The sequence below is a fragment of the Kocuria rosea genome (assembly GCF_006094695.1).
In the GTDB taxonomy this organism is placed as follows: Bacteria; Actinomycetota; Actinomycetes; order Actinomycetales; family Micrococcaceae; genus Kocuria; species Kocuria rosea.
Map to the genome: position 1 here is coordinate 2774145 of NZ_CP035103.1, position 19809 is coordinate 2793953.

Below are 19809 nucleotides of genomic sequence, written 5' to 3' on the forward strand. Positions count from 1 at the left end.
CGAGTCCAAATTAAGCGCTTATCCTCCAGCCAGCAAGATTGACCTTGTTGTCCTGGAGAACCAGTAGGCCCTCATCACTGCCCGGCCGCCGCTGGGTCGTTCAGGTGGGCGATCTGGATGAGGTTGCCGCAGGTGTCGTCGAGCACCGCGGTGGTGACCGGGCCCATCGCGGTCGGCTCCTGCACGAAGCGCACGCCCAGGGCGGTGAGCCGCGCGTACTCGGCCTGCACGTCCTCGACCCCGAAGCTGTTGAACGGAATGCCGTCGGCCACCAGGGCCTCCTTGAACGGGTGGACGGCCGGGTGCTCGGAGGGCTCGAGCAGCAGCTGCACCCCGTCCGGGGCCTGAGGTGAGACGACGGTCAGCCACCGGTAGGGGCCCGTCGGCACGTCGACCTTGAGCTGGAAGCCGAGCTTGTCGGTGTAGAACTCCAGGGCCTTCTGCTGGTCGTCCACAAAGACGGAGGCGTAGGTGATGATCACGGCGTGTCCTTCGGCGGGGGCGGCAGGGAGTCCATCCACTGCCGCGCGTCAGTGAGCGGGGAGGTGTCCAGGTGGTGCACCGTGGTGCGCCCCTGAACGGTGGAGGTCACCAGGCCGGCCTCGCGCAGCACGGCCAGGTGCTTGGTCACGGCCTGCCGGGTCATGGCCAGGCCGTGGTCGTTGATGAGCCGCACGGTGAGCTCGAAGAGGCTCTGGTCATTCCGCGCGGCGAGCTCCTCGAGGAGGATCCTCCGCGCGGGATGGGCCAGGGCCTGGAACACGATGTCCACGCCACCAGGTTAGGCAACCTATTGGTTGCCGGTCAAGAAGCTGCGTGCTCTCCGACCTGACATCCACGGCGTCGTCTGCTCACAGCAGAGCGGCGGCGCTCTCGGCCCGGGGCGGATCTACCATGAGCCCATGAGCAGCGTGGTCCGCCCCACACCCGTTTCGTCGCCGGCCTACCTCCCGTCACCCGTGCCGAGGGAGCGTGCCGCGCCGCGGGCGCCCGTGGACCCGCTGTGGCGGTCCGTGCTGGGGATGTTCCTGCGCCGCCACCGCCTGGCGCAGGGGTTGACGCTGGCGCAGGTGGCCCGCGTCTCCGGGGTCTCCACCCAATACCTCTCCGAGATCGAGCGCGGGGTGAAGGACCCCTCCTCCGAGATCATCGCCGCGGTGGTCGGTGCCCTGGGACTGAACCTCGTCGATCTCACCGAGGGGACCACCGGGGTACTGCTCGACAGCGCCCCGGCCGCCCGTGCCGTCCCGGGCGCGCCGGTCTGCCTGGCCGGGCCCGTGGCCCTGGCCGTCTGAGCGCTCTCCCCGTCCCGCCCGTCTCACCGGGCCCGGACCTCCCGCGGGGTCACGACCCGGTCGGCCACCCCGTAGGCCACCGCCTCCTCGGCGGTGAGCACGAGGTCCCGGTCGGTGTCCTCCCGCACCTGCTGCGGGCTCCGCCCGGTGTGCCGGGCGAGCACCTGCTCCAGCTGCTCCCGGGTGCGGGCGATCTCCTCGGCCTCGAGGATGAGGTCCGGGATGGTGCCCTGGCCCTGCGCGGCCGGCTGGTGCAGCACCACCCGGGCGTGGGGCAGCACCGAGCGGCGCCCCGGGGCACCGGCGGCCAGCAGCACCGCCGCGGCCGAGGCCGCCTGGCCCACGCAGGTGGTCTCCACGGGCGCGCCCACGTGCTGCATGGCGTCGTAGACGGCGAGCATGGCCGTGGTGGAACCGCCCGGGGAGTTGATGTAGAAGCCGATCGGCTGGTCGGAGCCGTAGGAGTCCAGGTAGAGCAGCTGGGCGATCAGGACGTTGGCGACCCCGTCGTCGATCTCGGTGCCGAGGTAGGCGATCCGCTCCATCAGCAGCCGGCTGAAGACGTCCATGCTGCGCTCGCCGTGGGGCGTGCGTTCGACGACGTAGGGCACGGCGTAGCTGCTCACGACCCCACCCCCGCGGCGGCCGTGGTGGCGGAGCGGGGCCGCACGTCGTCGAGCCCGGCGATGACCCGGTCCACGAAGCCGTAGGCGAGGGCCTCCTCGGCGGTGAACCAGCGGTCCCGCTGGGAGTCGGCCACGATCCGCTCGAGCGGCTGACCGGTGTGCTCGGCGATGAGCCCGAGCACGGTGTCCCGGGTGTGGCGCAGGTCCTCGGCCTGGATGGCGATGTCCACGGCGGTGCCGCCGATCCCGGCCGAGCCCTGGTGCAGCAGGATCCGTGCGTGCGGCAGGGCGCTGCGCTTGCCCGGGGTGCCGGCCGAGAGCAGGAACTGTCCGGCGCTGCAGGCCAGGCCCATGGCCAGGGTGGACACGTCGTTGGGGATGATCCGCATGACGTCCATGATCGCGAGCATCGCCGGGACGGAGCCGCCCGGGGAGTTGATCCAGAGGCTGATGTCCTGGCGCGGGTCCTGGGCGGAGAGCAGCAGCAGCTGCGTGCACAGCCGGTTGCCGGTGGCCTGGTCCAGCTCGGCGCCCAGCACGATGATGCGCTGCTCCAGCAGCCGGGAGGCGAGCTCGTCGTCGATCGAGGTTCTGGGTGGTGCGGTGGTGGTGGTCATGGGTCCAGCGTGGACCCGGGCCCCCTCGCGCGGAACCCGTTTCTGCTGTGCGCGGCTCCGCCCTGAGCGGCTCTGCTGTCGGCTGCGCTGAATCCTCGAGCGACGGGCGGACCGGACGTAAGCTCGGAGGCGGTCGGATCGAACCGGGCCGCGTCGTCGGGAATCCCGGCGCAGGCGCCCCCAGGGATGGAGACACGATGAGCACACCCCCGAGCCAGGACCCGCACTCCCCTGCATCGTCCTCTGCGCGGCCTTCCGCGCCGCACGTGGCCGACCGCCACGACCTGATCCGCGTCCAGGGTGCGCGCGAGAACAACCTCCGGGACATCAGCGTGGAGCTCCCCAAGCGCCGGCTCACCGTGTTCACCGGGATCTCCGGGTCCGGCAAGAGCTCGCTGGTGTTCGGCACGATCGCCGCGGAGTCGCAGCGGCTGATCAACGAGACCTACAGCACCTTCGTGCAGGGCTTCATGCCCACCCAGGCCCGGCCCGACGTCGACGTCCTCGACGGGCTCACCACCGCGATCATCGTGGACCAGGAGCGGATGGGCGCCAACGTCCGCTCCACCGTGGGCACCGCCACCGACGCGGACGCGATGCTGCGGATCCTCTTCAGCCGGCTCGGGCAGCCGCACATCGGCACGGCCAAGGCGTTCTCCTTCAACGTCGCCTCGATCAGCGGCGCCGGCGCGGTGACCATGGAGCGCGGCGGGAAGACCGTCAAGGAGCGGCGCAGCTTCTCCATCACCGGCGGCATGTGCCCGCGCTGCGAGGGCATGGGTCAGGTCAACGACTTCGACCTGAGCCAGCTCTACGACGACTCCAAGTCCCTCAACGAGGGCGCGCTGACGATCCCCGGCTACAGTGCGGACGGCTGGTACGGCCGGATCTTCGGCGGCTCCGGGTTCCTCGACCCGGACAAGCCGATCCGCGACTACACCGAGACCGAGCTGCACGACCTGCTCCACCGGGAGCCGACCAAGATCAAGGTCGACAACATCAACCTCACCTACGAGGGCCTGATCCCCCGGATGCAGAAGTCCTTCCTGTCCAAGGACGTGGCCGCGCTGCAGCCGCACATCCGCGCCTTCGTGGAGCGGGCCGTGACGTTCACCGCGTGCCCCGAGTGCGGCGGCACCCGGCTCAGCGCGGCCGCCCGCTCCTCCAAGATCCGGGGCATCAGCATCGCCGACGCCTGCGCGATGCAGATCAGCGACCTCGCCGCGTGGGTGCGCGGCCTGGACGAGCCGTCCGTGGCGCCGCTGCTCACCGCACTCGGCGAGACCCTCGACTCGTTCGTGGAGATCGGGCTCGGCTACCTCTCGCTCAGCCGCTCCTCGGGCACGCTCTCCGGCGGCGAGGCCCAGCGCACCAAGATGATCCGCCACCTCGGCTCCTCGCTCACCGACGTCACCTACGTCTTCGACGAGCCGACCATCGGACTGCACCCGCACGACATCCAGCGGATGAACCAGCTCCTGCTGCGGCTGCGGGACAAGGGCAACACGGTGCTGGTCGTGGAGCACAAGCCGGAGACCATCGCGATCGCCGACCACGTGGTCGACCTCGGCCCCGGCGCCGGCACGGCCGGCGGCACCGTCTGCTACGAAGGCACCGTGGCGGGGCTGCGCGCCGGCGACACCCTCACCGGCCGGCACCTGGACGACCGCGCCGCCCTGAAGCCCACCGTGCGCACCCCCACCGGGGTGCTGGAGGTGCGCGGCGCCGACACCCACAACCTGCGGTCCGTCGACGTCGACATCCCGCTCGGCGTGCTCACGGTGCTGACCGGGGTGGCCGGCTCCGGCAAGAGCTCGCTGATCACCGGCTCGGTCCTCGGACGCGAGGACGTGGTCTCGATCGACCAGGGCGCCATCCGCGGCTCCCGCCGCAGCAACCCGGCCACCTACACGGGCCTGCTGGACCCAATCCGCAAGGCCTTCGCCAAGGCCAACGGGGTGAAGCCCGCGCTGTTCAGCGCCAACTCGGAGGGCGCCTGCCCGGCCTGCAACGGCGCGGGCGTTATCTACACCGACCTGGTGATGATGGCAGGGGTGGCCACCACCTGCGAGGAGTGCGAGGGCAGGCGGTTCCAGGCCGCGGTCCTCGAGTACACCCTGGGCGGGCGCAACATCGCCGACGTGCTCGCCATGCCGGTCGAGGAGGCCGAGGCGTTCTTCGGCGCCGGCGACGCGCGGACCCCGGCCGCCCACGCCATCCTGCACCGGTTGGCGGATGTGGGGCTGGGCTATCTCAGCCTCGGGCAGCCGCTCACCACGCTCTCCGGCGGCGAGCGCCAGCGGCTCAAGCTGGCCACCCACCTGGGCAAGAAGGGCGGCGTCTACGTCCTCGACGAGCCGACCACGGGTCTGCACCTCGCCGACGTGCAGCAGCTGCTCGGCCTGCTCGACCGGCTGGTCGACTCCGGCAAGTCGGTGATCGTGATCGAGCACCACCAGGCGGTCATGGCCCACGCGGACCGGATCATCGACCTCGGCCCCGGCGCCGGTCACGACGGCGGCCGGATCGTCTTCGAGGGCACCCCCGCGGAGCTCGTCGCCGCCCGCTCAACCCTCACGGGCGAACACCTCGCCGCCTACGTGGGCGCCTGATCAGCCGTCCCGCTCGCTCCGGTGGTGCCGGTCTTGGCTCAGGCAGGGCCGAGGGCCTGGAGGAGGTAGGCGACGTTCATCCGCAGGATCTCGAGGGCGAGGTCGTGGTCGATGTGCTCCAGGGTGTCGCCGGCGGTGTGGATGCGGTCGTTGGCGCCGTCGGCCCCCTCGATCGTGAGCACGGCGGGAATGCCTGCGTCGAGGAACGGCACGTGATCGCTGTTGAAGGGCATCAGGCTGGTCTGCACGGTCAGGCCGGTGTGCGCCTGCGCCGCGGCGGCCAGCTCCTCCAGCACGGCCTGGGACGCGGCGGCGCCCTCGAGCAGCACCGTGGGCGCGGGCGTGTTCCGGCACGCGATCATGTCCATGTTGACCACCGCGCGGATGCGCTCGCGGGCCTGCTGGTCCAGCTCCGCGACGTAGTGGCGGCTGCCGAACAGTCCCTGCTCCTCGCCCCCGAACAGGATCAGGCGCAGATCGCGGGCGCCGGGATGGTCCCGCAGGGCCCGGGCGACGGCGAGCACCCCCGCGGCGCCCGAGCCGTTGTCGTCCGCGCCCGGGGCGGGGGCGGCGGCGCCGTCCCGGACGTTGATCGAGTCGAGGTGGGCGGTGACGAGCACCGCGCGGCCGTCGCCGCCGGCGCCCGGCCGCTCGGCGACGAGGTTATGGGTGCTGCCGCCGTGGAGCACCACCGTCTGGGTCCGGGTCGCGAAGCCCAGTCCGCTCAGCACGCCGGCGGCCCAGTCGAGCGCGGTGCGGAACTCCGGGCTCGTCGAGTGCCGCGTCCGGAGCGCGGCGAGCGTGCGCAGGTCCGCCTCGAACGCGTCCCGGGACACGGCGGCTGCGCGCGGCTCCGCCACGGCCCGCGCCCGTGCCGGTGCCGGTGGCCGCTGCTCGAACACCACGGTGTTCGCCGGCAGGGGGCGGACGCCGAAGCACGGCAGGTGCCGCTCGGACGGCTCGACGATCCTCCCGGCCTCGGCGGGATCGAGGTCGATGACAAGGTAGCGTCCCCGGTCGAGCAGGACCGGGACCTCGGGGTGGGCCTGCTGGAACTGGCGGCCGTTCTGGATCACCAGGTGCAGGCGGGCGGCGGGGACCTCGAGCCGGTCCGCGGGGGCGCGACCGGCGGCCGTCCGCTCCAGCTGGGCCGGCGCCCCGGTCACCAGGAGCGTGTCGCCGAGCCGCGTCCAGACGGCGCCGGCGTCCGCGGCCGCGGCGGTCAGGGCCCGCAGCGCGTCCGGCGCCGCGGCGCGGGACACGTCGTCGTTCCCCGGCGTCTTCCCCAGGTCGAAGCGGAGGGCCGTCATGCTGCGCCTCCTACGGCGTGCTGAAGCTCTCGACCACGCCCGCGAGCGACGTGGAGGTGCTGGGCGGGGACACGGCGCCGGCGCCCAGGCCGCGCTTGGCGAAACCGCGCCACACCGCGCCGAGGTCGCCGGGGTTGAGGGCGGCGACCGCGGTGACGATGCCGTCGCGCGCCAGCGTGAAGGTCGGCATGCTGGGCGTGAGCTTGAGCCCGCCGACCACGTACTCGAGCACGCGGCGCTCGGCCTCGGCGTGGCCGTGGGCGGCGACGAGGTTGACGAACACCTCCCACAGGGCGGCGCACCAGACCTCGCCGGCGTTGTGCACCTCGCTGTTCGGCCCGCCGCTGTGCGGACGGCGCGGCGGTCCGGCCGGGAGCACCACCCCGTTGCTGATGTGCGTGAACGTCAGCGGGTTCTTGCCCAGGTCCGCCGAGTAGGGGTAGCGCCGGATCGAGAAGTAGTAGTTGTCCGTGAAGGTGGGGGTGAGGTCGGTCCACCCGCCGGCGGGGAAGGCGCCGGTGCCGAAGTCATCGGTGGCCTGGGAGGTCATGGTGATCGCGAAGAAGTCGCCCCAGCCCTCGCCCATCGCCCGGCCCTGCTGGTTGGCCAGCCCGGTGGCGTTGCCGACGAGACGATTGGTGATGTAGTGCCCGAGCTCGTGGTAGGTGATCAGCGCGTCGAAGTTGCTGGTGCGGGACGGCAGCGGGGCGACGCCGCGGAACTCGTACATCTGCATCCGCGGGCTGGCGCCGTCGGCCGGGGTCTGCATGTTGGCGTTGTCGGTGCCGCTGAAGTCGTTGCCCTCGGCCAGGATCGGGTCCCCGCCGAGGCCCGCCCCCGTGAGGTTCACCTGCTGGGCGTTGCCGGCCGCCTCGTCGAAGCCCGCCTCGTACCAGCGGTCGTGCAGCCAGTTCACGTGGAAGAACATCCCGACGAGACTGGCCTGCAGATTGGTGGGGTCGCTCGCGGGCCGGGCGTGGTCGTAGGCGTGGTCGAAGGTGCGCGCCCTGGTGGCCCGGCCGTCCACGTCACCGGAGCTGCTCCCGTCCGGGGCCCGGACGTCCGCGTAGGCGATGCAGTTGTTGCCGCGGGTGGTCGAGGCGCCCTCGGGCAGCCACGGGGCGCCCGGGAGCAGGCTCTCGAGCGTGACCAGCCGGTCGGGGATGGTGGGAGCCTGGAACCCGTCCGGGCGCCCGGTCGGGTGCGGCGAGCCGGGCGCCGGCCCGTCCTCGGGGCGGAACAGGGCGTCCCCCGTGTTGAACACCCGGTAGGTGAAGGCGGCGTCCGCCCGCAGGTTCTTCCGGAACAGCACCTCCGGCTCCCCGAGCGCGTCGATCACGTAGCTGAACGCCGGGAAGCCCTCGATCCACAGCTCCAGGTAGTAGCCGGGGGTGAACTGCTCCTCCCCCAGCGGGAACAGCACGTCCTTCACCCGGACCTCCCGCTCGAACGCCGGCCGCCCGGCGCCGGCCAGTTCGGTGCCAGCCGATTCGGTGTCGGTCGGCTCGGCGCCGGCCGGTTCGGTGAAGCGGTAGAACCGGTAGCCGCCACCGGCGGTGTCGCCGGTCTCAGTACCCCCGGCGTCCTCGGCGCTCGCCGCGCTCGCCGTGCTCGTCCCGGTGAAGGCCGTGGCGGGGTACTCGACCCCGGTCAGGTCGAACGCCGCCACCGCGATCGCCTCCTCCGCCGTGGTGACGCCGGTGGTGGTGCTGGCCGCGCGGGCACTGGCCGCCTGCGCGGCGCCGGGAAAGAACTGGCCGGCCACGGACATCACGTCGCCGTCCGGTCCGATGGCCGCCGTCGCCTCGGAGTTGAAGACCTCCAGGCCGTCGGCCCGCTGCACGAGCTGCACCGTGCGCAGCCCCCGTCCGCTCACCGACACGATGGTGACGCCCTGCGCGTCCGCCTCGGACAGCCGCCACAGGTCGCCGTGCTCGGTGACGAAGCGCTGGACGGTCTCCTCCGGCGATGCGCCCGCCTCCCCCGACAGCCCGGCGGCCGGGGCCCGCCGTGCGATGCGGTTCGGCAGCGCGGTCGCCTGGTCGTAGTCCACCTCCAGGTCGCCGAGCTGCGCGTCCATTCGGAGGTGGCCCGGCGACCCAGGAGCCGGAGCAGCCGGCGGCGCGGTGCCACGGGCGTTCCGGACGCCGGCGTCGTACAGCGCGTGGAAGTCCTCCGGGAGTGCTCGGTCAGCGGCCATCAGGAACTCCTCGCGAATGATCAGTGCAGCACCCGGTCATCGTCCACGGGACCGGGAACGGGTTCTCCTCGCAGGCGTGGCCGACCTGAGCTCCATTAAGGAACCGGTCCCGTTCATCGGTCAAGCAGCGAACAGGCGTGTGACGTGCCCGTTCGTCCTTCTCGTCACCAGCCCGCGGCGGCGGAGCGCGCCCACCATGGCGGTTGGCGTCAATTTCATCTTGACACGCCCGGGGCGGTCCGGCACATTGGAGAAATGGAGGTTCGGGGATCCGCGCGGAAGCACGGCATCGACGACGCCGACATCGAGCACGCGTGGGTAAATGCGATCCGTCTGGTCGAGTACGAGTACCAGGGCGAAGACCGCCTCCTGGTCATCGGGCCCGACCAACACGGCAGGCTCCTCGAGCTGGTCGCCGTACCAGCCGGAGAACCGACGAGGATCATCCACGCCGATCTGCTCAGACCGAAGTTCTACGACTATTTGAGATGAGGTGGAATTCCATGGATATCGCAACCGCGCACGACCGCACAGGACTGGACGAGCTCGACGTGTCGTCGCACCCCGCTCGTGACGCCGTGCACTTCCGGCGCATCCTGGCCGCTCGGCAGCACATCACCGAGGCGGAGAACGAACTGCGGGAGGCGGTGAAGGCCGCCCGTGCGGCCGGCGACTCCTGGGCCTTGATCGGTTCCGCTCTCGACACGACGCGCCAAGCGGCCCAGCAGAGGTTCGGTCAGGACTGAACGTCCGCGCGGTCGGTGCAGGACTCCCCGCCCCACAAGGCGCCCCACCCGGGTGGAACAGGCACCCGCGCAAAACACACCTGACGCAGTACTACTCTGCCACCGGCGCGCGCTCGGCGTAGCGGCGCTCGAAGGCAAGGATCGCGTCCGTGGCCTCGAACAGCTCGTCCGCCATCTGCTGGAGCACCGCGTCCTCCTGGCGGTAGGGGTCGATCACGTCGTTGCGCTCGGGGTGGCGCACCGGCACCCGCTGCCGCAAGCGCGGCGCCTGCTGGACCAGCCAGGCCCAGCGCTCGGCGCGGTCGGCCGGCACGGCGCGGTCGAGCTCCGGGTCGGTGGAGAGGTACTGCAGGATCCGGGCGAACTCCCGCAGGGTGAAGACCTTCTTCAGCAGCCGCGGTGACTGCTGGAGCACCGGCTGGGTGTGCTCCCGGGCCATCACGAGCACCAGGTCGGTGTCCTTGAGCACGTCCGGGGTGACCTGCCGGGCCCGGTGCGCGGCGGCGGCCTCCAGGCCGCGGTCCTGGGCCAGCCTGCCCACCCGGTGCTCGAAGCCCTCGTCCACCAGCGCGTGCATCCCGGCGCTCGTCACCTCGAAGCCGCCGGGCGAGATCTCGTTGAGGCCGTGGTCGAGCTCGACCGCCGCCATGGGCGAGCGGCACACGTTGCCCGTGCAGACCGTCAGGATGCGCGTGGGGGCCATGGTTCTCCTCTGGGGGTCGAGTCCGGTTCATCGTATCCGGCACCGGGTCCTGAGCCGGGTCTTCTCCTGCCCACCGGGGTCCGCGCCGCCGACGGGTGCGGGGCGCGCCGGGTCCGTCGTCGTCGTTCCCCGGCGCGCAGCCCCCGCAACTCACCCCGCGGACAGAATCACTACGGCCAGAGAGGTACGGGTGCGTAACACGGCCCATCGTTATTGATTGTTTATGCAAACGCGCCTTTATACTCGTCGTGGCTCTGAGGATCTTCCCCCCATCCCGATGGCCTTGCACGAGTCGTTCCCCCAACGATCCATGCGAGTTAGGCGTTCCAGCGTGAAAGCACCCCCCCGACTGACGCTGCCTGCCGCCCTCACGGCGGCGGTGCTGGCCATCACCACACTGACCCCGGTCGCGGCCCTGGAAGAGGCCGCCACCACCCGATCGACCACCCTCTCCGAGGAGCGGCAGGGCAACCTGGTCTCCAAGGTCGTGGAGTCCGACGGCGAGATCGTCTCCACCCTGGTGGACGCGACCACCGGCGAGGCCGTCCTCCCCGACCCGGCGCGCGCCGGCACGCAGCCGGCCGCGGGCGACCCCCACGGCGGCGCCGTGATGGGCCAGTGGGCCAAGTCCGAGAGCCACTTCGAGCAGATGGCCGCGTCCTCCGCCCGCACCGCGGAGGAGCTCGCCGGCGACACGGACAACGACGGCGCCGCTGCCGGCGCGGCGGACGGCGACACCGCGGAGGAGGCTGTCGCGGGGGTCGCGTCGGCGGAGTCCCTCGGCGCCGCCGCGTCCTGGGCCCCCAGCGGCATCAAAGGCACGGACGTCTCCAACTGGCAGCCGTCCCTGAACTGGTCGAGCCTGTGGAACCAGGGCTCGCGCTTCGCCTACGTCAAGACCTCCGAGGGCGACAGCATCCGCAACAGCCTGTTCCAGCAGCAGTACGCCGGCGCGGGCGCCGTGGGCATGCACCGCGGCGGGTACCACTTCGCGATCCCCACCCGGGACTCCTCGGGCGCGAAGCAGGCGGACTACTTCATCAACAACGGCGGCGGCTGGTCCGCGGACGGCCGGACCCTGCCGGGTCTGCTGGACGTCGAGAACAACCCGTACCCCTCCCTGTACGGCAACCAGTGCTACGGCTTCAGCCAGTCCGAGATGGTCAGCTGGATCCGCGACTTCTCCAACCGGTACAAGGCCCGCACCGGGCGCGTGCCGGCCATCTACACGAACTACTACTGGTGGCAGGACTGCACCGGCAACACCAGTGCGTTCAACGACCACCCCCTGCACATCGCCGCCTACGAGACCACGGCCCCCCGGGTGCCCAGCGCCTGGTCCACCTACGACTTCTGGCAGTACACCGACGCCGGGTTCACCGAGCGGATCGACGCCAACGTCTTCCGCGGCAGCACCGCGCAGCTCCAGGACCTGGTGCGCAACCGCTACTACAAGCCGATGGGCGGCCGGGCACCGGCCGGCACCCCGACCGGGACCCCCACCCAGGTGTCCCCCGCCGGATACGTGGTCAAGGGCGGCATCGGCAACCAGTACCGGGCCCTCGGCGGATCCTCCGTCTTCGGCACCCCGACCATGAACGAGCGCGGCGGCCTGGTCAACGGCGGCGTGTACCAGCGGTTCTCCAAGAACTCCACCTTCTACTGGAGCTCCCCCACCGGGGCGTGGCCCGTGAACTTCAACGGCGCCATCGGCCGGAAGTTCACGGCCAACCGCTACGAGAACGGCTTCGGCTACCCGTCCACCCGCGAGATCACGGGCCTCACCGGCGGCGGCGCCTACCAGGTGTTCCGCAGCGGCGGCGCCGTGAACAAGTTCCTGTGGAGCCCGGCCACCGGCGCCCAGCCCGTCCGGGAGACCAGCGGGATCGGCGCGGCGTGGAAGCGAGCCGGCTACGAGCGCGGCTACGGCTACCCCTCCACCCCCGAGATCGGCGGCCTGGTCAACGGCGGCTCCTACCAGCTGTTCCGGCGCGGCAACGACGTCCACAAGATCCTCTGGAGCTCCGCCTCCGGCGCCCACGCCGTGAAGGAGAACAGCGCGATCGGCCGGGAGTGGAAGGCCGCCGGCTCCGAGCGCGGCTACGGCTACCCGACCACCGGCGAGTACCGCTACGGCACCGAGGTCCGCCAGAAGTTCTCCAAGAACTTCACCGTGCACTACTCCACCACCACGAAGAGGACCTGGGCCACCCGATGAACACCGCCAAGCACCGCGCCCCCGCGCGCCCCCGCACCACCGGCCGCCTGGCGCTCACCGCGGCGGCCCTCGCCCTGGCGGTCCCCGCCACCGGGATGCTCGCGGCGGCCCCCGCCGCCGCGGCGACCTCGGACATCGTCAACGTCTCCACGAGCACCCGCTCGGCCGACACCCAGCGGCTGCTGGACCTGATCAACGCCCACCGCAAGGCCAAGGGCCTCGCCCCGGTCAAGTACTCGGCCACGCTCTCCAAGATCGGCCAGGAGCAGTCCACCCGCCTGGTCCGCGAGGAGGTCATCGACCACACCGACGACTTCTGGAAGGACGAGCGCGCCGGGAACTGGAACGCCGTCGGCGAGATCCACTCCGTGTCCTGGCAGGGCACCGTCACCGAGCTCATGAACTGGTGGAAGGGCTCGAAGGCGCACAACAAGGTGCTGACCGACCCGAGGATGACGGTCATCGGCATCGGCCTGACCTACGTGGACGGGCAGCTGTCCGGGAACAAGCAGGGCTGGAAGCTGGTCGGCACCGTGAACTCCTACGGCTACGCCGCCGGCCAGGCCCCCGCGGACACCCGCTCCACGGTGGGCACGGTCGCGGCGCCCAAGCCCCCCACCGCCCCGATCACCTCCGCCGGGTACACGGTGCGCGGCGGGATCGGCAACCAGTACCGCGCGCTGGGCGGGGCCGCCGTGTTCGGCGCCCCCACCATGAACGAGCGCGGCGGCCTGGTGGGCGGCGGCGCCCTGCAGAGCTTCGCCAGGAGCACCACCTTCTACTGGAGCGCCCCCACCGGCGCCTGGCCGGTGCGCTTCAACAGCGCCATCGGCCAGAAGTTCGCCGCCGCCGGGCACGAGCGCGGCTACGGCTACCCCAGCAGCCCGGAGCGCGGCGGACTCACCGGCGGCGGCGCCTACCAGGTGTTCCGCAGCGGGGCCACCGTGCACAAGGTCCTCTGGAGCCCCCGGACCGGTGCGAAGGCCGTGAAGGAGAACAGCGCGATCGGCCAGCGCTGGAAGTCCGCCGGCTACGAGCGGGGCTACGGCTACCCGAGCACCGACGAGTACCGGTACGGCTCCGAGGTGCGCCAGCGGTTCTCGAACGGCTACACCGTGCACTGGTCCTCGATCACGAAGCGGACCTGGGTCACCCGCTGACCCCTCGCCACCCGCTGAACGCCCGGCCGGTTCTCCGGCCGGGCGTTCTGCCGTCCCCGGCCGGCGTTCTTGTCCCCGGTCCCGGTGCCGGTGTCCCCCGAGCGGGGGCCGGGCACCGGCTCGCCGCGGTTGTCCCCCGCACAAGGGCGGGCGATCACATCCGGCCACGTCAGGATGTGGTGCGCTTCACAGGCAGGACGGAATCGAGCTGTGTTTCCTGTTGCGAATCTGTGAATGTGTGGATTCCCGTGTCACCACTTGGGGGGACGAGTCCGGCCGCGCCCGTCCCCCGATCGGCGGATGTTCCCGTTCATTAAGTACCACCCCGTAACTTCAGGTGCCGCGATGGCAGTCGTTTGCACTCGCACTTGCATGCACAGCGATGAGATGTGCTGCCTGTGCAACCTGTTTGCACTTGTGACAGACGGGTCGCGGCTTGGCAGGCTGGCCCGGTCGGCCCGTCCGGGGGGATGCGCCGGCCGGTCCGTCGAGGGGACGGACCGCCGACCGGGGGAACGAGCACGCCGTGGCAGCATCCGACAACGACCGACGACCACCGCACCGCCGACGCGCGGAGCGGACCGGCAGCAGCGCCGCGCCGCCGGTGTTCTTCGACCCCAGCGGCAAGCGCTGGTACCGCATCCTCGCCACCCTCGTGGTGCTCCTGGCCCTCGCGGCCGGCGCCGTGTCCTGGATCGTCCCGCAGGCGCTCGCCCAGCCCTGGGAGCGGCCGCTGCACCAGGAGAACGGCTATCCGCGGGAGCTGATCGCCACCGGGGACCAGGAGAACATCCCGCTGCTCGGGGACGCGTCCAACCCGTTCAGCCGGATCGGGCTCGTCGAGGAGACGGAGGCCGGGACGGTGCTGCGCAGCCCGTTCACCGACGAGGTCCTCCGGGCGCTCACCGTCGAGGAGCGGGAGCTCGTCGGGGACAGCCCCTACGCCATGGAGCGCTTCGGGGAGCTGCCGGAGAAGCAGCTCATGCTGACCTTCGACGACGGCCCCGACGCCACCTACACCGGTGAGATCCTCGACGTGCTCTCGGCCGAGGGCGTGCCCGCCACCTTCTTCAACGTCGGCACCAACGTCGTCGGGCACCCCGAGCTGTTCCAGCGGATCGTCCGCGAGGGGCACATGGTGGGCAACCACACCATGACCCACACCACCGCCTGGGACGACGACCTGCGCAACCGCGAGGAGCTGATCGGCACCGACCGCGCCATGCGCTCGGTCGGCAGCTACGCGACCCACCTGTTCCGCCTGCCCACCGGCGACCCCGACAACAAGGCCCTGCCCATCCTCGAGGCCCAGCAGCTGGGCTACCTGCACGTGGACTTCGACTACGACACCCACGACTGGGAGGCCGCGCCCGGGGAGACCGTGGACCTGCCCGCGCTCGACGGCGAGGGCCACATCGTGCTGATGCACGACGGCGGCGGGGACCGCACCGCCACCGTGGCCGCCCTCAAGGAGCTGATCACCGAGGCCAAGGCGCAGGGCTACACCTTCTCGACGCTGGCCCCCATCGTCCCCGAGGGCTACCTGCCGGCGGCGGACACCGAGCCCGTGCTCGCCGACGACGCCACCGCCCTGGCCGTGGCCGGACTGACCGTGGCCCCGGACGTGGTCATGACGTGGCTGTTCTGGTTCGGCATCGGGTCTCTGACCCTCATGTCCGCCCTCTACGTGGTGCTGGCCCTGATCGGCCACCGCCGCCAGACCCGCCGGGCCTGGCCGGAGCTCCCCGAGGACCGGCTGCCCCTGGTTTCGGTCATCCTGCCGGTGTTCAACGAGGAGCCCGTCATCGCCCGCACCCTGGCCGCCCTGCGCGCCAGCGACTACCCGAACCTCGAGGTCATCGCCGTCGACGACGGCTCCAGCGACCGCACCCTGGCGATCATGCGCGAGCACGCCGCGTCCTGGCCGGCGCTGACGGTCATCACCCAGCCCAACGGCGGGAAGTCCATCGCCTCCAACCACGGGATCATGGCCGCCCGGGGCGAGATCGTGGTGACCCTCGACGGGGACACCCTCTTCGAGCCCCAGACCGTCCGGATGTTCGCCCGTCACTTCTACGCCCAGGACGCCAAGCGCCCCGTCGGAGCCGTGGCCGGGCACGTGAAGGTCGGCAACCGCACCGGACTGCTGACCATGTGGCAGTCCCTGGAGTACATCTCCGGGATCTGCGTCACCCGCATGGGCGAGGGCGTGGCCGGGGCGATCTCCATCGTCCCCGGGGCGTGCGCCGCCTGGCGCAAGGAGGCCCTCCAAGCCGCCGGGGGCTACTCCCACGACACCCTCGCCGAGGACGCCGACCTCACCATGACCCTGCAGAAGCTGGGCTGGGCCGTGGTGCAGGAGAACCGGGCCGTGGCGTGGACCGAGGCCCCCATGACCGTGCGCGGCCTGGCCAAGCAGCGGCTGCGCTGGACCTACGGCAACCTCCAGGCCCTGTGGAAGCACGCCGGGATGCTCTTCCGCCCCCGCTACGGGTTCCTCGGGATGGTGGCCCTGCCCTACACCCTGCTCGCCACCCTCATCCCGTTGGTCTTCCTGCCGCTGACCGTGCTCATGGCCGGGATCAACCTGGCCGCCGGCAACTGGCAGCCCATCGCCGCCTTCGCCGCGTTCGTCCTGGCCATCCACGCCGTGATCTGCGTGCTCGCCATCCGAATGGTCGGCGAGTCCTGGACCCACCTGCTGGTCGTGCCCGTCTACCGGGTCATCTACGAGCCCCTGCGCGCCTACCTCCTCTACGCCTCCCTGCTCCAGGCGCTGCGGGGCCGGATGATCGGCTGGTACAAGCCCGAGCGCACCAACAGCGTGATCGACCTGACCCCCGCGGCGGATCCCGCCGGCCGGGAGGCTCCGTGGCAGGAGGACCGGCGCGGTGAGCGGGCCTGAGCCCGGCCGGGACCGGTACCTCGACCTGCTGCGGTCGATCGCGCTGGTCCGCGTCGTCGCCTACCACACGTTCGCCGGCGCCGCCTTCAGCCTCGTGTTCCCCGCGATGGGCGTGATGTTCGCGCTGGCCGGGTTCCTGATGGCCCGGTCCCTGCGCCGGTCCGCGGGCACGGTCCTCGTCTCCCGGGCCCGCCGGGTGCTGGTGCCGCTGTGGGTCTACGCCGCCACGGTCCTGGCGCTGCTCGTGGCACAGGGCTGGACGCCGGGGGCCGACGCGTCCTGGGGGCAGGTGCTCCTGTGGTTCCTCCCGGTCGGGGACCCGGTCCTCCCCGAGAGCGCCGGGTCCGGGGCGGTGGACCCCACCTGGCCGGTGCAGGCCGGGGAGATCCTCTGGTACGTCCGGGCCTACGTCTGGTTCCTGCTCCTCTCCCCCGTGCTGCTGCGGGCGTTCCGGGCCCGGCCCTGGCCGGTGCTGCTCGCCCCGCTCGCCCTGAGCGGACTGCTCGCCCTCGGGCTCGTGCCGCTGCCCACCTGGGCGGACGCCCCGGTGACGGACCTCGCGACCTACGGCTCCTGCTGGCTCCTGGGCTTCGCCCACCAGAGCGGCATGCTGCGCCGCCTCCCCCGCGGCGCCGTCCTCGCAGCGGGGCCCGCGGTGATGGGCCTGGGCCTCTGGTGGGCCGCCGGCCACCGCGGCGAGGCGGGGTGGGACCTCAACGAGATCCCTCTCGCCCAGGCCCTGTGGTCGTTCGGCTTCTGCGCCGTGCTGCTGCGCGTCTCCCCGGCCTGGCGGGAGCTGCCCCGGCCGCTGCGGTTCCTGGACGGGGCCGTGACCCTGCTGAACGCCCGGGCGATGACCGTCTACCTGTGGCACAACCTCCTGCTGGTCGGCACCGTCCTGCTCGTCGACGTGCTGTGGGAGAGCGAGGTCCTGGCCACCGCCGTGCCCGGGCTGCTGGCGAGCCCGTGGCTGTCCTTCGTGCTGGTCTGGCCGCTGCTCGCCGTCGTCGTGCTCGCGGTGGGCTGGGCGGAGGACCTCGCCGCGGGTCGGCGGCCGCGGCTGTGGCCGGTCCGGCCCGCGGCCGCCCCCGCCACCGCTCCCGCTCCCGTGCCTGCCCCCGCTGCTGCCGCCTCCGCGGGACAGGGAGCTGCCGGCACCGGCTTTCCCGGCCGGTCCTGGCTCTACCCCCGCTCCGTGCGGGAGCCGGCCCCGCCGGCGGAGCTCAGCCCGCGAAGCCCTCGCGGAGGACCCGGGTGAACTCCCCGGCCTCCTCCTCGAGGCCGCTGCAGAAGTCGTTGGCCTCGGCCGGGTCCCCGTCCTGCGCGGTGCACGGCCGGTCCCGGTTGACCGACCAGTAGGAGAGCCGCCCCACGCCATGCTCCCGGGCGAACCCGGCCAGCTCGGCGGCCGCGTCCAGGTCCAGGACCTCCCCGGGGACGTCGTTGACCCCGATCATCGGGGTGAGCCCGATCCGGTTCCACACCTCCTCGGCGGAGAGGTCCTGGCCGGCCGCCTCCCACAGCGCGGTGAGCTGGCCGTGCGCCGAGCGGGCCGCCTCCTCCGAGGCCGCCGCCATCGACTGCCCCGCGGGCTTGCTCTCGCTGTAGTTCATGGTCATGAGGTTGACCCCGGCGAGGTCCACCTCCGCCGCGAGCAGCTGCGCCACGACCTCCACCGGGTCCTGGTCCAGACCGTGCGGGGCCACCGGCAGCGTGGCCCACACCTCCAGCGGCTCGTCCCGCTCCTCCTGCAGGCGCACCAGCACCTCGGCCCGCCGGCGGTTGGCCTCCCGGTCCTCGAGGTCGTCCAGCTCGATGTCGAAGTCCGCGATGCCCACGTCGTAGCGCTCGAGCACCGTCCGGTACGCCGCGAGCAGCCGGTCCGGGTCGGTGCACACGGTGGCCAACTCGGCCCCGGCGGCGCCGCCGAAGGAGATCGCCACCTCCCCGCCCTGCTCCCGGAGGGACGCGATCTGCTCCTCCATCCGCAGCACGTCCTCTGCCTCGTCCAGCCCGTAGTAGCCGCCCCACGAGGGCGTGCAGGGGTCCTCGGGATCGGCCACCACGAACCCCAGCACCGTGCGGGACTGCCCCGCGGTCTCCGCCCCGAAGTCGAAGTACGGATAGGACGTGGTGTTGACGTAGCCTCCGGACCAGGGCTCGCGCAGGTCGGGGCCGCAGCCGGTGAGGACCAGCCCGGCGGCGCCGCACAGCAGCAGCGGGCCGAGGAGGCGGTGTCGTCGTCGGGTCATGGGGTGCGGGCTGTCCTTGTCGGCGCGAAAGTTCCCCGGACGGTGCCGCCCGGGACGGTGGTTCCTGCGGTGCCGGGCTCCGCAGCGGAGGCCCCAGCTGTAGGGCCCCGGCGGCGGAGCAGCCCCCCGCCGGGTGGCGAGGGGCTGCGTCGTCGTCGTCGACCGTTCCCGGGAGCGGGTCAGGACCTGCCGTCGAACAGGCTGGTCACGGAGCCGTCCTCGAAGACCTCCTGGATGGCGCGCGCGATGAGCGGGGCGATCGAGAGGACCGTGAGGTTCTCGAACTGGTGCTCCGGGGGCACGGGCAGGGTGTCCGTGACGACCACCTCGAGGGCGCCGCACGTGGACAGCCGCTCCACAGCGGGGTCGGAGAACACGGCGTGGGTCGCGGCGATGATGACGTCCTTGGCGCCGCGCTCGCGCAGCACCTGCACGGCGCCGGAGATCGTCCCGCCCGTGTCGATCATGTCGTCGATCAGCACGCAGGTGCGGCCCTCGATCTGCCCCACGACCTCCTTCGAGGTGGCCTGGTTCGGCCGGGTGATGTCGCGGGTCTTGTGCACGAACGCGAGCGGGCAGCCGCCCAGCAGCTCGGTCCACTGCTCCGCCACGCGCACGCGCCCGGTGTCCGGGGAGACCACGGTGACGTTCTCGACGTCGACGACGGAGCGCACGTGCTCCGCCAGCAGCGGGATGGCCATCAGGTGGTCGACCGGGCCGTCGAAGAAGCCCTGGATCTGCGCCGTGTGCAGGTCCACGGACATCAGCCGGTCCGCGCCGGCGGTCTTGTACAGGTCCGAGATGAGGCGGGCCGAGATGGGCTCGCGGCCGCGGTGCTTCTTGTCCTGCCGGGCGTAGGGGTAGAACGGGGACACCACGGTGATGGACTTGGCAGACGCCCGCTTCAGGGAGTCGATCATGAGCAGCTGCTCCATGATCCACTGGTTGATCGGGGCCGGGTGGGACTGGATGAGAAAGGCGTCCGTGCCGCGCACCGACTCCCCGAACCGCACGTAGGTCTCGCCGTTGGCGAAGTCGTAGGCGTCCGTGGGGATCAGCTCCGTGCCCAGCTCCGTGGCGATGCGCTCGGCGAGCTCGGGGTGGGCCCTCCCCGAGACCAGGACCAGCTGCTTGGCGCCCTCGTTGGTGATGGCAGTGGTCATTG

17 protein-coding genes are annotated in these 19809 nt (G+C 71.9%); 7 read left to right on the forward strand and 10 right to left on the reverse strand.

Translation table 11 applies throughout. From position 1 onward, the window contains the following. Nucleotides 1–74 precede the first annotated feature (74 nt). Both EQG70_RS12720 and EQG70_RS12725 read right to left on the reverse strand, forming a co-directional pair. Nucleotides 75–482: a VOC family protein gene (locus EQG70_RS12720; protein WP_109269255.1), complete on the reverse strand. Its 408-nt coding sequence runs from the start codon at nucleotides 480–482 to the stop codon at nucleotides 75–77. After that, complete coding sequence (locus EQG70_RS12725; protein WP_035926607.1) at nucleotides 479–772, reverse strand: ArsR/SmtB family transcription factor; 294 nt, start codon at nucleotides 770–772, stop codon at nucleotides 479–481. The genes EQG70_RS12720 and EQG70_RS12725 overlap by 4 nt, the downstream gene beginning before the upstream one ends. Before the next feature lie 130 nt (nucleotides 773–902). On the opposite strand from EQG70_RS12725, the gene EQG70_RS12730 reads away from it, so the two are divergent. Beyond that, nucleotides 903–1295 carry a helix-turn-helix domain-containing protein gene (locus EQG70_RS12730; protein ID WP_244296559.1) on the forward strand — a complete coding sequence of 131 codons (393 nt, stop codon included), beginning with the start codon at nucleotides 903–905 and terminating at the stop codon, nucleotides 1293–1295. Nucleotides 1296–1318: 23 nt separating this feature from the next. On the opposite strand, the gene EQG70_RS12735 is transcribed toward EQG70_RS12730, so the two are convergent. Continuing rightward, on the reverse strand, nucleotides 1319–1921 hold the full coding sequence (locus EQG70_RS12735) for a ClpP family protease (protein ID WP_109269257.1): 603 nt from the start codon (nucleotides 1919–1921) through the stop codon (nucleotides 1319–1321). Next, complete coding sequence (locus EQG70_RS12740) at nucleotides 1918–2538, reverse strand: ClpP family protease (protein WP_109269258.1); 621 nt, start codon at nucleotides 2536–2538, stop codon at nucleotides 1918–1920. The genes EQG70_RS12735 and EQG70_RS12740 overlap by 4 nt, the downstream gene beginning before the upstream one ends. Nucleotides 2539–2735: 197 nt before the next feature. Here EQG70_RS12740 and EQG70_RS12745 point away from each other — a divergent pair, with 197 nt between their 5' ends. Next, a complete protein-coding gene (locus EQG70_RS12745) occupies nucleotides 2736–5150 on the forward strand; it encodes an ATP-binding cassette domain-containing protein (protein WP_109269259.1) in 2415 nt (804 codons plus the stop codon). A 38-nt stretch (nucleotides 5151–5188) separates the two neighbouring features. Here EQG70_RS12745 and EQG70_RS12750 read toward each other — a convergent pair whose 3' ends face one another. From EQG70_RS12750 to EQG70_RS18165, 3 genes are all read right to left on the reverse strand, one after another. Then, complete coding sequence (locus EQG70_RS12750; protein ID WP_109269260.1) at nucleotides 5189–6460, reverse strand: M28 family metallopeptidase; 1272 nt, start codon at nucleotides 6458–6460, stop codon at nucleotides 5189–5191. A 10-nt stretch (nucleotides 6461–6470) separates the two neighbouring features. Then, complete coding sequence (locus tag EQG70_RS12755) at nucleotides 6471–8660, reverse strand: M36 family metallopeptidase (RefSeq protein WP_109269261.1); 2190 nt, start codon at nucleotides 8658–8660, stop codon at nucleotides 6471–6473. Between the two features lie 120 nt (nucleotides 8661–8780). Beyond that, nucleotides 8781–9110, reverse strand: a complete 330-nt coding sequence (locus tag EQG70_RS18165) for a hypothetical protein (protein WP_167508901.1) — start codon at nucleotides 9108–9110, stop codon at nucleotides 8781–8783. A gap of 53 nt (nucleotides 9111–9163) precedes the next feature. Between EQG70_RS18165 and EQG70_RS12765 the strand changes: the two genes are divergently transcribed. Next, on the forward strand, nucleotides 9164–9406 hold the full coding sequence (locus EQG70_RS12765; protein WP_095650412.1) for a hypothetical protein: 243 nt from the start codon (nucleotides 9164–9166) through the stop codon (nucleotides 9404–9406). A 91-nt stretch (nucleotides 9407–9497) separates the two neighbouring features. On the opposite strand, the gene EQG70_RS12770 is transcribed toward EQG70_RS12765, so the two are convergent. Beyond that, nucleotides 9498–10109: an arsenate reductase/protein-tyrosine-phosphatase family protein gene (locus EQG70_RS12770; protein ID WP_109269262.1), complete on the reverse strand. Its 612-nt coding sequence runs from the start codon at nucleotides 10107–10109 to the stop codon at nucleotides 9498–9500. Nucleotides 10110–10440: 331 nt separating this feature from the next. Here EQG70_RS12770 and EQG70_RS12775 point away from each other — a divergent pair, with 331 nt between their 5' ends. The 4 genes from EQG70_RS12775 (at nucleotide 10441) to EQG70_RS12790 (ending at nucleotide 17650) form a co-directional block, all read left to right on the forward strand. Next, on the forward strand, nucleotides 10441–12327 hold the full coding sequence (locus EQG70_RS12775; RefSeq protein ID WP_167508902.1) for a GH25 family lysozyme: 1887 nt from the start codon (nucleotides 10441–10443) through the stop codon (nucleotides 12325–12327). After that, nucleotides 12324–13487, forward strand: a complete 1164-nt coding sequence (locus EQG70_RS12780; protein WP_095650415.1) for a CAP domain-containing protein — start codon at nucleotides 12324–12326, stop codon at nucleotides 13485–13487. The genes EQG70_RS12775 and EQG70_RS12780 overlap by 4 nt, the downstream gene beginning before the upstream one ends. Nucleotides 13488–14013: 526 nt before the next feature. Beyond that, nucleotides 14014–16392: a bifunctional polysaccharide deacetylase/glycosyltransferase family 2 protein gene (locus EQG70_RS12785; protein WP_232035333.1), complete on the forward strand. Its 2379-nt coding sequence runs from the start codon at nucleotides 14014–14016 to the stop codon at nucleotides 16390–16392. Then, nucleotides 16379–17650 (forward strand): acyltransferase family protein, encoded by a 1272-nt coding sequence (locus EQG70_RS12790; RefSeq protein WP_232035334.1) that lies wholly within the window; start codon nucleotides 16379–16381, stop codon nucleotides 17648–17650. The genes EQG70_RS12785 and EQG70_RS12790 overlap by 14 nt, the downstream gene beginning before the upstream one ends. Here EQG70_RS12790 and EQG70_RS12795 read toward each other — a convergent pair. Together EQG70_RS12795 and EQG70_RS12800 are read right to left on the reverse strand one after the other, a co-directional pair. Next, nucleotides 17616–18644: a chitinase gene (locus tag EQG70_RS12795; protein ID WP_109269266.1), complete on the reverse strand. Its 1029-nt coding sequence runs from the start codon at nucleotides 18642–18644 to the stop codon at nucleotides 17616–17618. The two genes, EQG70_RS12790 and EQG70_RS12795, sit on opposite strands and share 35 nt — an antisense overlap. A 179-nt stretch (nucleotides 18645–18823) precedes the next feature. Further along, nucleotides 18824–19807 carry a ribose-phosphate diphosphokinase gene (locus tag EQG70_RS12800; protein ID WP_017832365.1) on the reverse strand — a complete coding sequence of 328 codons (984 nt, stop codon included), beginning with the start codon at nucleotides 19805–19807 and terminating at the stop codon, nucleotides 18824–18826. Nucleotides 19808–19809 lie beyond the last annotated feature (2 nt).

Bases quoted from the DNA above. Each gene is read 5' to 3' on its own strand.
- EQG70_RS12750 (WP_109269260.1), bottom strand. From the start codon at position 6,460: ATGACGGCCCTCCGCTTCGACCTGGGGAAGACGCCGGGGAACGACGAC.
- EQG70_RS12770 (WP_109269262.1), bottom strand. From the start codon at position 10,109: ATGGCCCCCACGCGCATCCTGACGGTCTGCACGGGCAACGTGTGCCGC.
- EQG70_RS12730 (WP_244296559.1), top strand. From the start codon at position 903: ATGAGCAGCGTGGTCCGCCCCACACCCGTTTCGTCGCCGGCCTACCTC.
- EQG70_RS12765 (WP_095650412.1), top strand. From the start codon at position 9,164: ATGGATATCGCAACCGCGCACGACCGCACAGGACTGGACGAGCTCGAC.
- EQG70_RS12800 (WP_017832365.1), bottom strand. From the start codon at position 19,807: ATGACCACTGCCATCACCAACGAGGGCGCCAAGCAGCTGGTCCTGGTC.
- EQG70_RS12755 (WP_109269261.1), bottom strand. From the start codon at position 8,660: ATGGCCGCTGACCGAGCACTCCCGGAGGACTTCCACGCGCTGTACGAC.
- EQG70_RS12745 (WP_109269259.1), top strand. From the start codon at position 2,736: ATGAGCACACCCCCGAGCCAGGACCCGCACTCCCCTGCATCGTCCTCT.
- EQG70_RS12780 (WP_095650415.1), top strand. From the start codon at position 12,324: ATGAACACCGCCAAGCACCGCGCCCCCGCGCGCCCCCGCACCACCGGC.
- EQG70_RS12795 (WP_109269266.1), bottom strand. From the start codon at position 18,644: ATGACCCGACGACGACACCGCCTCCTCGGCCCGCTGCTGCTGTGCGGC.
- EQG70_RS12740 (WP_109269258.1), bottom strand. From the start codon at position 2,538: ATGACCACCACCACCGCACCACCCAGAACCTCGATCGACGACGAGCTC.